Consider the following 13,815-nt stretch of genomic DNA (forward strand, 5'->3'; position numbering starts at 1 on the left):
CCCGGGAAATATTCCGGCATTTCCTGAGCGGCAGCCAGCCCAAATTCCGCTGCAGTAGGCCTGCGCCTACGACAGAGGGCTGCCTCCCTCATACGCTAAGTAGAACCCCATGTGATAGAAAAGGAGCAACTGCACATGCAGCGACTAATGTGTAAAGGCAAAATCCACCGTGCCACCGTCACAGAAGCCGATTTGAACTATGTCGGCAGCATCACGATCGATGGTTTACTTATGCGCAAGGCGAACATCCATCCTTACGAAATGGTACAAGTGACGAGTTTGCGAAATGCGACACGTTGGAAAACATATGCCATCCCCGCACCGGAAGGCAGCGGTAAAATCGGTCTGAACGGTCCGCCGGCCCATTTGTTCTCCCCAGGCGACCTTGTCATTATTTTAAGCATGGGACTCATGGAGGAAGAGGAGATTGCGAAGCTCAAGCCGCAGGTTGTGTTCGTTGATGAACGCAATCAGGTTCTGCGCGTCGAAGAGCACGATCTCGTTATTCAGCAGCAAGAAGCGAAGCGCCATGGCTAAACTTACAACTAGCAAATGGACGAAACACAAAATTCTTCGCCGCATGGAATCGCTCCGCACACATTTGCCTGATACGGCTTGGCTCTCAGACACGACACTGTGGAGCATGCTCGACAAGTACAATCAGATCATCATTAAGCCAACAGGCAGTTATGGTGGCCATGGCGTCATCCGAATCAGCAAAGTCGAAACGGCCTCATATGAAATTCACAATGGCGCCAAGCGTACTTTGCTCATCGATAAATCCGCCGTATCCCGCTATGTAAGAAAAAAAGCGGGCCGCAACTACATCGTGCAGCAGCGCGTTCACTTAGCGACCGTAAAAGGCCGCCCCTTCGATCTGCGCGTCATGGTGCAGCGGCGCCCCGGCGGACCATGGCAGGTAACCGGCAAGCTGGCAAAAGTGGCAGGGCGCGGCTATATTGTGACGAACGTCCGGCGCAGCCACGGCCGGGTCGTTTCGCTGCCTTATGCCCTCCGGCACTCGGAAGTTGGCGGCATGAGCGCGGAGCTGACCGCAAAGGTGAATCAAGTCGCGCTTAAAGCCGCGAGACAGCTTCATCCCTCCTATCGCTGGGTCAAAACGATGGGCGTGGATATGGCCATAGATAAAAAGGGGCATGTATGGATTATCGAAGTTAATTTTGCCCCAATGCTGGAACTGTTTCTAAAACTGGCCGATAAGTCTACCTACCGTACAATCAAATCATTTCATGCCAGCAGGAGAAAACAAAATTCCCTGCGCTGAGGCAGAGGAGGTCCTATCATGAAACAACGGGAGCTGATCTGCTCGCGATGTTCGGTTCGGCAGCCCTTCCGCTATCACAACATGAAATGCGTTTGCGGCGGCACTTTATTGGTGGACTACGACATCGAACAGATTGCAAATACGTTTTCGAAAACCGCTTTGCCCTATCGCTCCCCGTCCATGTGGCGGTATCATGAGCTGCTTCCCGTCTTGGATGAAGCGAACATCGTCTCGCTTGGCGAAGGTGGGACACCACTGCTGCGCATGCCAGCGTGGGAGCGCAAGCTTCCGCTGGGGCAGCTTTACCTGAAACGAGAGGAGCAAAACCCGACCGGCAGCTTCAAATCGCGCGGCTTCTCCGCCGCGGTGTCGCTGCTGAAGGAAGCCGGCGTGCACAAAGCCGCTGTGCCTTCCAACGGCAATGCGGCCGGCGCGCTGGCCGCTTATGCGGGGCGGGCGGGCATCGAAGCCTACGTCTTCATTCCGCAGGACTGCCCGCCGCTGATTGTTCAAGAGTGCCCCTTGTACGGGGCACATACCTTCTTGGTCGACGGCTTCATCCATGACGCCGGTACGATCATCGAAGCCGGCGCCGCCGAGCAGGGCTGGGTCAATGTCGGAACCCTGAAGGAGCCCGGCCGGGTCGAAGGCAAAAAAACGATGGGCCTCGAGCTCGCCGAGCAGCTCGGCTGGACGTTCCCGGACGTGATCATCTATCCGACCGGAGGGGGTTCCGGCATTATCGGCATGTGGAAAGCCTACCGCGAACTTAAAGCGTTGGGCTGGGTGTCCTGCGACATGCCGCGCTTCGTTTGTGTACAAGAAGTGGGCTGTCAGCCTCTTGTTGACGGTGTCTCCTCTCCGGCCGCGGATCCGTCGGGCACAGCTGATACGGCTGCTGCCGCTTTCAAGCAGCCCGTCGCGCCCAACCCGACCGGTATGCGGGTTCCCGCGCCGCCGGATTTGCCGCTGCTCTTGGCGATCGTTCGAGAGAGCGGCGGCACCGCCGTCGCCGTCTCGAAGGAAGAGATCGCCGAAGCGACGCGGCAGCTGGGCGCCCAGGGCATTTCCGCCTCGCCGGAGGGCTCGGCCACCTGGGCGGCCATGCTCCGGCTGTGCGATTCGGGCTGGCTGCGGGGGCAAGACCGCGTCGTGCTGTTTAACACTTCGCACGCCATGAAATACGCGCAGCCTGGCGACGCCGCCCGCAGCCTGCCCGTGCTTCGCAGCTACACTGACTTCGTGCAGCAGCAAGGGCAATAACGCGCTCACGAGTCCCTGTTCGCTCGCCGCCGTGAAAAGAGTGAATAATTAAATAAGTGACAACTGGAAAAACTCCAACTTTTCGGCCATACTTCGTGCGTACTGCAATCGAAACGCCGAGATCAGCGGGAGTTTTTCCTGGTTTGTCTTGTCGATCCTGGATAAGATATATTGGGCGAGAACAAATTCTGAGCTACCTACAAGTGTCGTTAAATATTCTGACCCGTTCAGTCCTGCCTTCTTGAGCAGCTATATTGGAGGGGAGAAACATTCTGAGACACATACAAGTGTCGTTATTTCTTACGGCCCGTTCAGCGTTGCTTTCTTAAGCAGTGAATATTGGAAGAGATCAAATTCTGAGACACGTACAAGTGTCAATTTAACTTCTCCCCTTCTTGCACATACTACAGATTCCGCTCTTCACCGATACATATGCTCTCCGAGCGCCTCCTGCCGCTCCGACCTCCACCTTTAAATTCCACCACTCGCGCGCTCTTGCACATATCACAGAATCCGCCCTTTCACTGATACATAGCTCTCCGGACGCCTCCTGCGATTCCCTCCTCACCTCTAACTTCCACGAAAAAAAGAAGGCACCCTCATGGGTACCTCCTTCATCAACTTACGCTTCCGACGCGCCTAGATTGTTTTCCTCGTACAAGCGATACATTGCTTGGATCATCGGCTCGGCCGGGTCGCGGTTCAGCAAATATAAGGTCATTAAATATTGCAGCGGCAGCGCACAAGTATTGTTGCCGTCTACAACGGAGATAAATCCGCACTCGAGTACGGGACCGTGTTCTTCGTGAAGCTCCAAATCGACGTAGATTTTCTGGTCGGGGAACTCTTCACGCACCGCATTCGCGCAATATGGCACGATGTGCTTGTCCAGCAATTCTTTCGCTTCGTCTTCGGATTGCGGCGGGTTCGGCAGCACATGGCTTTGTTCGCTGCGCAGCAGATCTACGAAGAATGAGGACATCCAAAGACCGGCATTCGGGTTCGTTTGGAAGTTGCGCATCAGCTCGTTCAAGAAAAAACCGACGGCCGTCGATTTCTCGTCTTTTTTCAGTGTAAACGCAAACATAGGACCGTAATTCGGATTGTTGCCGATTTGGCCTTCCACTTCGTATTCAGGAAATTGCTCCTTCACGACTTCGTTCGTGTGCTGAAACCACGTGAAGATCAGTTGGGCTTTCTCGCGTTCGATGTCTTCCTCGGATGGCGCTTGATTGTCGGGCACTTGAGTTTCCAAATCTTTATCTGTCATGGTCGTTAAAGCCTCCTGCATCTTTCATAATGGCACGTATACCCCTATTGTAACGTATTTGGCTGCATACAGAAAGCTTATGTTGAATTTTGCTACTCACCCAGTCAAATTCAGGAAGCGACGACCTTCAGCAAAAGCATGCCGATCATCGCAATCGCCAGCCCGGACTGCTCGAGCCGCGAAAATTTATCTTTCACGATAAATCGCGTGTACAGCAATACAATCAGCACGTTCAGCGCGGCAACGGCCGAGACGAGGCCTGCTTTGCCGTGGTCAAAGCCGTGAATAATCATGACCATGCCCACGACATTCGTGATGCCGACGAGCATGCCGATCAAAAATGTCCGCTTCGCTGGCCAAGCGTCCGGCGAAGCAGCGGTCTCCTGTTGGTTGCGTTTATCGCGCCACCACCAGAGCCCGAAGCAAATCGTGCCCGTCGTGAACATACAGACTAATGTTGGAAACAGCGGTGCGTCGGCTAGTGTCGTCCATTTGCCTGAAAGATCATTACCCGCAAAGAGGAAAAGAGCGAGCAAGCCCCACCCCGCGCCTTGCAGGTTGCCCAGCGAAATGTCGTTGGAGTAGCGCACACACAGTATACCGATCACAATGACGCCGAAAGCCAACGCCTGCCAAAGATTCAGCTTTTCTCCCCATAAAAAGTAAGCGAATACCACGACCACAACTGACGGGAGTCCGGTTAAAATCGCAACCAACGAGGCTTTGCCCACGGCAAAGCCTTTGAACATGCTGGCGTTGCCGCCGAACGAAAACAAGCCCATCTGAACACCGATCAGGGCCGACGTCGTCCATTCCGCACCCGTGATCAACGCGCAGATAAGACTGACAACCGCCCCCATGAAGAAGGTGCCGCACAACAACACATTTCGATTCAGCGACTGCTGGCTCGTATAGTGATACAAAATGCCTCGCAACCCAAAACACAGGGCCGCGAGGACGGAATATAGTAGCCACATAAGATGTCTATACCTCTTTCTACTTCACTCGCCTTAGCTTTAGTTATCAGAGACGCCCACGAGAATCGCGTCACCGCTTGCGGAAATTCGGGCTTCCGCATATTTTACTTTCCCTTCGTACTCCCGGCCGCTGCCTTCGGGAATAAAGTACGATTCGATCCCATACTCGACCGTGTCGTAGCCGTTTCTCTTCCCATTCAGCCGCACCTCGCCGGGCGCCAACGTCTCGCCCTTCTGATACATGCGTTTGTATTCATATATGCCTGTCGCCGAATTCGGCCCAAGCACAACCGCCAGCTTTCCCTTAAATGGACGGCCTTCCACATAGCCGAGTCTCCCTTCCGGCTCGGAAATCGCATAATGCAGACGAATGTAATCGCCTTGTAGTATCGACCGCGGATCAAGCGGTTGAAGCTCCAGCTTCACCAGGGTGCCGTGGGAGAGCAGCCACTCGCTTTTTCCTATTTGCAGCCCTAAGCCGACCACCTGGAGCAAAATCACGACGCCGAGCAGCAGCGGTTTCACGGCAAGCGCGTAAGGTGCTTCCACCGTCTCGTCTTGGTCCTCGCGCTTCCGCTCCAACCACACCGTAACCGCGAGGATCAGCGAGCCGATAATGGCCAAACTAATTGATTTATGGAGAAGCTTCCACGCCAAATCGTAATATTTGTACACGAGGAACGCCGTCCAGAATCCGATCGACCAGACGTACATCCAGTTGAGCTGCCGCCCTTTCGTCCAGATCGCCGCAGCCAGCACCAGGACGAAAAAGACTGCGTTCACGGCATAATACCAGCCGCCTTCAGTAATAAATGTCAGAATAAAGAGCAGCAGCAGAAAGGTCGGAAAACTGCTGTATAGCAGCGGCCGGCGCAGTACATCGCGCCTGATCAGCGCGCCGGCGCAGAAGACCGCCAGGACCAGCACGGTCAATAGGCTGACGACGGTCACACGGCTCCGGAAAGCATCTGCGAGAATGAACGCAGTCATCAATACGGCTGACTCGAAGAAAAATATCCGCTGCAGAAGCCCGCGCTGCAATGCAAACGCCACCACGATGAGCAGCAGCAGAACGTACAGCATAGGCGAATTGTTTTTGATTAACGCAGCCCCTGTCGCAATCAGCATGCCGCTGATCATGACGGTATATCTGGCAAGGCTATTAAACTTGTTCAGGAACAGCATCGCGATAAAAGCGGCGATACCGTAACCCATGAGCAGATTTTCCGGTTTCTCGATACTGAGCACGACCGTCACAAGGCCGACTAACGTCACGGTGCCGAGCAAAGAACCGATGATAATGACAGCGACAGTCAGCACGTGCACGACCCATTTCGTAAAATCGGACGTACGGCGCTTCCCGGCGCTTCCCTCCTGAGGAAGTTCTTCCTCAGCCTCCGACTGTACACCGCTCGGTTGCCACTGCCGAATATAAGTCATGAACTTCACATTCGCAAAAATAAACACGATAACAAACAGCAGGCTGAGCAGGAAAAACCACTCGTTATGGTAATTCATGACCAACTCGAAGTATTTGACGACGATCGCCGCGGACACCCACAGTCCTGCAAACAGTAGATTCAACTTGCTGGCGGCACGATGTGCATACCAAACCGCAAGAGCAAGCACAGCAGCGAGCGCCAGGTTCATCCAGATTCCATAATCCTCAAAAATCCAAGAGATTGAAACGATTAAACAAGCGCATATCGCAGCTTGGAACGCAAGCCATTTGAGCAGAGGCGAACGCAATTTGCCCTTTTCCATCAATGCAAACAACACGCCGTTGCCTAAAGTAAAGCCCAACCATACAAGCACGTACATACCCTCGTCTTCGCTGACTCCACCCCAGCGCGGCAGGAAATACAGGCCGTAACTGATATGCGCAAGGATATAACTCAATACATAAAACGGCTGCCAGCGTGTAAACACGCTGAAAAGCAGCGCGGGGATCAGCCAGATTGCAAACAGCCCATAGCTATCGGCGTGGGAATTGTACGTTTGACCGACAACGGCCACCCCGACGCCGAACGTGATACAGCTGGCAAATAAGCTTAATTTGCTAAGAAAGGCTCTGCCGGGCTTCCGCGACAACCATATATGCAAGCCGTAGAAGCCCAACATGAGCACGAGAATTGGCGTAATTTTATTAAAACGATTCAGAAGCCCCCAGTTGGAAGCGTAGAAATAGCCGAGCGCCGTCAGCAGCGCACTGGCACCTAACACATAACCAAGTTGGATCATGACCTTCCCAGATTTCATGCCAATTTCCTCCTCTCGACTTACTTCCTATTGTAAGCGAAAAGGACGAAAAGAAAAGTACTATCTATTCCTAGTACCTGATCATTAGCCTAGGCTGGATAGTCGATTCGGCTCTGTTTCCGCGTGCGCCAGATGCCCTTGTGAGTGCAGATAAAGCTGCTCGTAATAGCCCTGCTGCGCAAGAAGCTCGGCATGATTGCCCTCTTCGACGATGCGGCCTTGACTCATGACAATGATGCGGTCTGCGTTCATGATCGTTGAAATGCGGTGGGCAATAACCAGCGTCGTCCGGCCTTCCGCCACGATGTGCAGCGCTTCCTGAATGAGCTGCTCCGTCTTGGAGTCGAGATTCGCGGTCGCTTCATCCAGAATGAGCACTTTCGGCTGGAACACAATAATCCGTGCAAAAGATATCAACTGCCGCTCCCCGGCGGACAGCCCGCTTCCCCGCTCCGAGATTCGCGTCGCGTACCCGTCCTTCATGCGGCTGATGAGCGCATCGGCGCCGACCAGTCGGCAAGCCTCCATAACCTGCTCCTCGCTAATTGCCTCATCGAACATGCGCACGTTATCCAGGATACTGCCCGCATACAAGTAAGGCTCCTGTTGCACCAAGCCAATCGTCCGGTGCAAATCCGCCTGCGCGATATCCCGAATGTCGATGCCATCGAGCAGGATGCTGCCCTTCTGCACATCGTAGAAGCGGCATAGTAAGGAGATGAGTGAGCTTTTGCCTGCCCCTGTCGTTCCGACAATGCCGATCATTTCGCCGGGGCGGATATGAAGCTCAAGGTCCGAAATCACTTCCGAATCCTGCAAATAGCCAAAATGCACATGGTTGAAATGAATTTCCCCTTGAATGTCCGGCAACGGCTGGAGCTGCTCTGGCGCTTTGTCGGATACTTCCGGCTGTGCCGAGAACACCGTCCAGATCCGGTTCAAGGACACCGTCGTCGACTGCAATGTGTTCCACTGCTGGGTAATGTTGTTGATCGGCTGAAAAAACTGCCGAATGTACGTGATGAATGCATACAGCACGCCGAATTCAATCGCTTTGTCGAAAACCGCGATGCCGCCGATCCACGTAATGAAGGCGACGGATAAATTGCCGAGAATGTCAAATGAACGGTTGAACATCACCGACATCCGGATTTCGCGCAAATTTGCCCGGAGATAACTCATATTTTTGTCAGCGAACCGGTCCATCTGTTCCTTTTCCTGGTGAAAAGCTTGAATCAAGTGCATGCCTGACAAATTCTCCGCGGTAAAAGCGACCATCTGTGACAGCTGCGTGCGGGCGTATTGATACGTTCTGCGAATGTATTTGCGAAACAGCACGGCGATCAGCACGATGATCGGGATGACGATCATGCTGTACAGGGTAAGCGTCGGGTCCAGATGATACATCATGACAATGATGAAGACGAGCGTCATGCTGTCACGAACGAGACTCAATAAGACCTGGGTAAAAAATGTGTTGATCGTTTCCGTATCGCTGGACACGTGCGTAATCAGACTGCCGCTCGGCGTGCGATCGTAGTAGGACATCGACTGCTTGAAAATGTGCGCGAACAAATCTTTGCGGATTTTGGCGACGATGCTTTGGCCGGCAAATTGCAGCAGGTTGTTTTGCAAATATGAGAAGAACAGGGAACTGAGCGACAGCCCTGCATAAAACAAGCAGATCATCACAATCGCTCGGTAATCGTTTTTTCCGATCATCAAGTTGTCGTCTATGGCGATTTTGACGAGGTAGGGCTGGAACAGATCGGCCGCGATGCCCAGTAACGCACAAGCTACGACACCGGCAAACGTCCAACCGTGCGGCTTCGCATATGAAGCCAGGAACCGGAACGAACTTCCCGCTTCTTTGAAACTTTGAGCATCGGGTTTATTCCGCTTGGACATCTTCAGCCCCTCCTTCTTGTATCGCGTAGAGTTCAGCATACAAGCCGTCTTGGGCGAGCAACTGCTCGTGCGTGCCGCGCTGAACGATGCGACCCTCATGCAGCACGATGATTTCATCCGTATGCTTCAAGGCAGAAATACGATGGGCAATCCAGATGGTCGTTTTGCCCTTCCGCTCCTTGCGAATCGACTCGATAATATGCTTCTCCGTCACAGAGTCGACAGCGCTGACGCTGTCGTCGAGAATCATGAGCGGCGAGTTTTTGATAATACCGCGCGCGAGACTTGTGCGCTGGCGCTGGCCGCCGGACAAGGTAACGCCGCGCTCCCCGAGTTTGGTGTCAAATTTTTCCGGAAACGATTTGATGCTTGGTAAAATTTGCGCTTTCTTCGCGGCCCGTTCCACGGATTCGAGCGGCAGTTCTCTTTTATAGAACGCGATGTTGTCTCGGATGGTTGTTGAAAACAGGAAGCCCTCCTGCGGCACATAAGCGATTTGATTCCGCAAGCTCTCAACCGTCACATCGCGGATGTCGCTGTCGCCGATGTACACCGTTCCTTCCGGCGGGTCGTAGATGCGCAGCATCAGCTTCATCAGCGTCGATTTGCCGCTGCCGGTTTTGCCGATGATGCCGATCGATTTGCCGGGCTCAATCGTCAAGGAAATGTCGTGCAGCACTTCATCCTCGTCATCCGGATAGGCGAAAGAGAGATGCTCGATGCGAATCTCCTCTTGGTCTAGATGCGTTGGCAGCGCATCGTCCTTTTGCTTGATTTCCGGCTCCATCGTGAGCAGCTCGTTGATTCGCTCCAGCGAAGCTTTGGAACGCTGCAGGGCGTTAATGACGCGTCCAATCTGCTGCAACGGGTTTACCATCATCCGAATGTAAAGCGTCAGCTCGACGAAAGCGCCGATGGTAATGCCGCCATGAATCGTCAAGTAGCCGCCGAACGCGATCGCCACGATGAGGGACAGTGCGCCGAGAAACGGAATCAGCGCTTCGAACAGCGAAGAAAGCCGCACCAGCCGAAGCTGGTTATCCCGAATCCGGTCGACTGTCTCTCCGAAGCGGCGCTTCATGATGTTTTCTACTGCGAATTTTTTGGTGACGCGAATGCCGCCGAACTGTTCTTCGGCCGATTCCGTCATTTTGCCCAAGGATTCCTGAACCCGCAGCGAACGCTCCTTGATCACCGGTTGGAATTTTACGGACAGCACCGGAATAAGCAAAAGCGGCAAAATGCTGACCGCGATGACATAAAGCGGAATTTGGCTGAACAGCATCGTCACGATCACCGCCCCGATCAAAATGACCGAGTTGACGATCTGGTTAATGCCCATCGAGATGGACTCGCGAACAACGGTGACGTCGTTCATCACGTAGCTGAGCAGCTTGCCGACCCCGTTGCTGGAATAGAACGTCGCACCTAGCTTCGTAAAATGATCGAACAGTCGGTTCCGCGCTTCGAACTCAAACCGTCGGCCGCTGCGCATGATCAAATATTGGCCGATCGCCACCAGGATTCCGTAAGTCAAGCCGATCAGCAGCAGCTGCAAGCTATAGCTCACGATGAGCGACTTGCTGAGCCCGCCCTTTTGAAGCTCGTCGGTAAACGCGCCCAGCAGCTTCGGATAATACGAATGCACGATATTCCCGATCGAAATGAGTAAAGCTGCTGTCACATACAACGGCCATCTTTTCAACAGAAAATCGATAAGTAACCGTGTAGGTTTCAAAGGTCATCACTTCCTATGTTGGTTTATGCTCTTCGTCACTCGTACTGCCTCCCGCCTTGAAATACCCTTTCAGTATACGCCGATTTATAGGCACTTCCTATATCAGAAATTGACGTTATAATAGGATAAATAGCGTATCTTTACTTAGGCATTTGCAGGGAGGAGCCTTCACATGGAATTTATTTTGGACCGGATGGAAACGAAAATCGAATGGTTTCAAGCCTATGATCTGCGCGTGGTCGAGCGTCAAATTAACGAGCAAATCGAGAACAATAAAGCGCTGCTGCTGGACGTACATGCGATTTCGCACCAGGTCGTCTTTGACCCGAACGCCGGCAAAATGCTGTACAGCGCCGTTGTGCATTTTAAAGCGAAATCGGCCGTGTAGCTGAAAAAGCGCGCTAAAAGACCACTCTCGTCTCAGAGAGTGGTCTTTGCTTTTTAAAGACCCATCATGAACTGCATCGTGATTTCGCTGAAGCCAGGCAGCCCTTCATGACCGAAATCCGGATAAATCTCGAGGCGTTTCGGCGCCGTAATTTTGTTGTAAGCCGCAAACTGCGTGGACGGCGGGCACACCGTGTCGACAAGGCCGACCGCCATGACAACCTCACCTTGGATGCGATTCGCCAAATTTTGAATATCGATATAGCCAAGCTTGGTAAAATATTCCTCTTCCCGTTTATGCTGTGGGTCGTGGCGGCGGAAGAAGTCCTTGAGCTCTTGATATGCGTCCTTCGCCAAATCCATGTCCCAGACGCGTTTGTAATCGCTCAGGAACGGATACACGGGTGCCAAGCGCTTGATGCGTGGTTCCAATGCCGCACAGGCAATCGTCAGCGCACCGCCTTGCGAACCGCCCATAGCGCCTACGCGTTCCGGATCCACTTCCGGCATACGCATCGCGATGCCCGCAAGCTGGGCCGTGTCCAGGAAAATGTCACGGAACAGCAGGTTGTCCGGATGGTCGTCGAGTCCGCGAACGATATGGCCGCGCAATGTGGTGCCTTTGACGCCGCCCACATCTTCGGACAGACCGCCTTGCCCCCGGCAATCCATCGAGAAGAACGAGTAGCCGAGTGCGGCATACGGCAGCTTGTCGGTCCAGTCGCCTGAGTTCCCGCTGTAGCCGTGGAACTGCACAATCGCCGGATGCGGCTCCGTCGCGTGCTTAGGACGAATATATTTGGCGTAAATGCGCGCGCCTTTGACTCCTGTGAAATACAAATCGAAGCATTCCGCGAATGGAACTTGGAACTCGCTTGGAACCAGCTCGATTTGCGGATCGACGGCTTTCATCTCCGCAATCGCGCGTTCCCAGTACGCATCAAAATCAGCTGGACGCGGGTTCACGCCCTCATACTTCAGAAGTTTCTCCAATGGCATATCAACTGTTGGCATGATGGATCCTCTTTTCTATAAATTAAGCGACCGTATATGCTTCAAAGCTGACGGCAATGCCGTTAATGCTTCGCTGAGGTGTCGACGATGGGCCGCTTTCAAAAACAATGGTGTCACCTGACGTATCGGTGTATACGATGTTCAATTGGTCTTCGGCCGTCAACGAAAATTGCGGCCGTCTATCCTGCAGGGATGCCGCCAGCGCTTCGACAGTGTCAGCGCCAAGCGCAGAAGCAGTGACCGCGTCGATCACTTCGACAACGACAGCGTTGCGGCTTCCTTCACTGCGCAACGCACGGCGGTCGGCCAGCACTTCGCAGGTATACGGCTGCATCAGATAAACCGCTAGGTAGACTTTTCCACAGCGCCCGAACATGGCGCTCTCGCGCTCCGTCCACTCGCCAAGCGACAAGCAGCCCTTGATATACGCCGGTTTGTCGGCCGGAATATCATAGGAGGCCATTACCGTTCCCCGATGGAAACAGACTTCGCTGTATTCGCTCTGGTGGCGATAGTCATCCGGTGCTTCCTGATCCGGATGGAAAAAATAGGCATGGTTCACACCCTGCACGCTGTCCAGCGGAAGCGCGACGTCCCAGCGGTGCTGCTCGTTGTCAAACTCGCGTACCTGCTCGTAGATACCGCCGACGGCTGCATGCTCCGTCCGGTAGACGTAGCTGTGCAGGTGATCCCCCGGCAGATGGCGGCTGTCATACCCTTTTGGCACGAGGCGCCGGATTTCCAGGACTTCCTGCCGTTGGAGCGCGAGCTGCCGCGTGGCTGCGTTCGCTTCATAGACCAAGAAGCCTGCATACTCGGTGCGCGGCATCGCCTCCGGCAGCGTAAAATCGCCGAACTGCACGTAATCGTGCAGCACGTTCGTATCCTGCGGCATGTCGTGCGGCCAGATGCGGGAGTGCGGACCGACCCAGGCGCCGCCGAGATAATACGTTGCGCGATACTGCCAGAGCCAATCGAGAAGATGGCCCAGCTCCTTGCGCACCGCCTGATCCTGCATCAGCGTCCACGCGCAGGTGTATGCCTGCACCCAGTGCCAGAACCACGGCAGCGCTCCGTACTCCGGCATACCCTCCGTCGTTACGCGGCGGTAGGTCGCCCGCAGGCTTTGCAAGCCGTCCTCGAACAGTGCGCTGTCTTGATAGCGCTGTCCGAAAATGAGCTTCGCCGCCGTATACTTCGCTTCGTGGTGATTATAGTGATCCATCGGCTTGCGATAGAAATGGCCTCTATAGACATGGAAAAGGGCCTGCTCCATGGTATCTTTCAGCTCTCCGCTCATCTGTTGGGCGTAGCGGTCTGTAAAATACACCATCAAGCTGCCCATCAACTCCACAGGGAGCGTGTTCTTGGATGCCTCTTGCGGCGTCGGGCGCAAATTCAACGGCCAGTGGCTGTAGGTGGAACTCGCCGGCTGTTGGTCTTGGAGGGCGATAACGCGGATAAGAACCCGCTCCGCTTTCTCTTTGGCTTCCTTCCGATCACCGTCAAAAGCGATCGCCGGATTCACCGCTGCGGCAAACAAATAGGACGCATAGTAGAAATTGTCCCGAATATCATTCTCGAATAAATACCCGTGGCTGAGCTCGGGCTTCTGAAACGCTGCAGCCGCTATACGGGCTGTCAGTTCGTCCTGACGCTGCTGCAAACTCGTCGTCACCGCTGTCATCTCCTCGATCATCTCCTTGATAACGTT

Annotated in this window: 11 protein-coding genes; 4 read left to right on the top strand and 7 right to left on the bottom strand. The window is 53.9% G+C overall.

The window, feature by feature from the left end; translation table 11 throughout:
• The first annotated feature begins 135 nt into the window (after positions 1 to 135).
• The 3 genes from panD to EJQ19_RS10990 are packed head-to-tail and all read left to right on the top strand — an operon-like array spanning position 136 to position 2,548.
• Positions 136 to 537, top strand: a complete 402-nt coding sequence (panD, locus tag EJQ19_RS10980; protein WP_126141255.1) for an aspartate 1-decarboxylase — start codon at positions 136 to 138, stop codon at positions 535 to 537.
• Positions 530 to 1,285 (top strand): YheC/YheD family protein, encoded by a 756-nt coding sequence (locus EJQ19_RS10985; RefSeq protein WP_164716459.1) that lies wholly within the window; start codon positions 530 to 532, stop codon positions 1,283 to 1,285. Before panD ends, EJQ19_RS10985 begins: the two co-directional genes overlap by 8 nt.
• 18 nt (positions 1,286 to 1,303) lie before the next feature.
• Positions 1,304 to 2,548 carry a threonine synthase gene (locus EJQ19_RS10990; protein ID WP_126141257.1) on the top strand — a complete coding sequence of 415 codons (1,245 nt, stop codon included), beginning with the start codon at positions 1,304 to 1,306 and terminating at the stop codon, positions 2,546 to 2,548.
• Positions 2,549 to 3,170: 622 nt separating this feature from the next.
• On the opposite strand, the gene EJQ19_RS10995 is transcribed toward EJQ19_RS10990, so the two are convergent.
• From EJQ19_RS10995 to EJQ19_RS11015, 5 genes are all read right to left on the bottom strand, one after another.
• Positions 3,171 to 3,818 carry a hypothetical protein gene (locus EJQ19_RS10995; RefSeq protein WP_126141258.1) on the bottom strand — a complete coding sequence of 216 codons (648 nt, stop codon included), beginning with the start codon at positions 3,816 to 3,818 and terminating at the stop codon, positions 3,171 to 3,173.
• A 110-nt stretch (positions 3,819 to 3,928) separates the two neighbouring features.
• Entirely contained in the window at positions 3,929 to 4,795 is an 867-nt protein-coding gene (locus tag EJQ19_RS11000) for a DMT family transporter (RefSeq protein WP_126141259.1), read from the bottom strand.
• A gap of 39 nt (positions 4,796 to 4,834) precedes the next feature.
• The gene (locus tag EJQ19_RS11005; RefSeq protein WP_126141260.1) at positions 4,835 to 7,054 is read right to left on the bottom strand and encodes a GDYXXLXY domain-containing protein; all 2,220 of its coding nucleotides are present in this window, start codon (positions 7,052 to 7,054) and stop codon (positions 4,835 to 4,837) included.
• An 84-nt stretch (positions 7,055 to 7,138) separates the two neighbouring features.
• A complete protein-coding gene (locus EJQ19_RS11010; RefSeq protein WP_126141261.1) occupies positions 7,139 to 8,962 on the bottom strand; it encodes an ABC transporter ATP-binding protein in 1,824 nt (607 codons plus the stop codon).
• Positions 8,946 to 10,700: an ABC transporter ATP-binding protein gene (locus tag EJQ19_RS11015; RefSeq protein ID WP_126141262.1), complete on the bottom strand. Its 1,755-nt coding sequence runs from the start codon at positions 10,698 to 10,700 to the stop codon at positions 8,946 to 8,948. Before EJQ19_RS11015 ends, EJQ19_RS11010 begins: the two co-directional genes overlap by 17 nt.
• 172 nt (positions 10,701 to 10,872) lie before the next feature.
• Between EJQ19_RS11015 and EJQ19_RS11020 the strand changes: the two genes are divergently transcribed.
• Positions 10,873 to 11,088 (top strand): YrzA family protein, encoded by a 216-nt coding sequence (locus tag EJQ19_RS11020; protein WP_126141263.1) that lies wholly within the window; start codon positions 10,873 to 10,875, stop codon positions 11,086 to 11,088.
• Positions 11,089 to 11,141: 53 nt separating this feature from the next.
• Here the strand turns inward: EJQ19_RS11020 and EJQ19_RS11025 are convergent, their stop codons facing one another.
• Together EJQ19_RS11025 and EJQ19_RS11030 are read right to left on the bottom strand one after the other, a co-directional pair.
• Complete coding sequence (locus EJQ19_RS11025; protein ID WP_126141264.1) at positions 11,142 to 12,101, bottom strand: acetylxylan esterase; 960 nt, start codon at positions 12,099 to 12,101, stop codon at positions 11,142 to 11,144.
• A 22-nt stretch (positions 12,102 to 12,123) separates the two neighbouring features.
• Entirely contained in the window at positions 12,124 to 13,779 is a 1,656-nt protein-coding gene (locus tag EJQ19_RS11030) for a hypothetical protein (RefSeq protein WP_126141265.1), read from the bottom strand.
• Positions 13,780 to 13,815 lie beyond the last annotated feature (36 nt).

This window comes from Paenibacillus whitsoniae, from assembly GCF_003955665.1.
Lineage (GTDB): Bacteria > Bacillota > Bacilli > Paenibacillales > NBRC-103111 > Paenibacillus_E > Paenibacillus_E whitsoniae.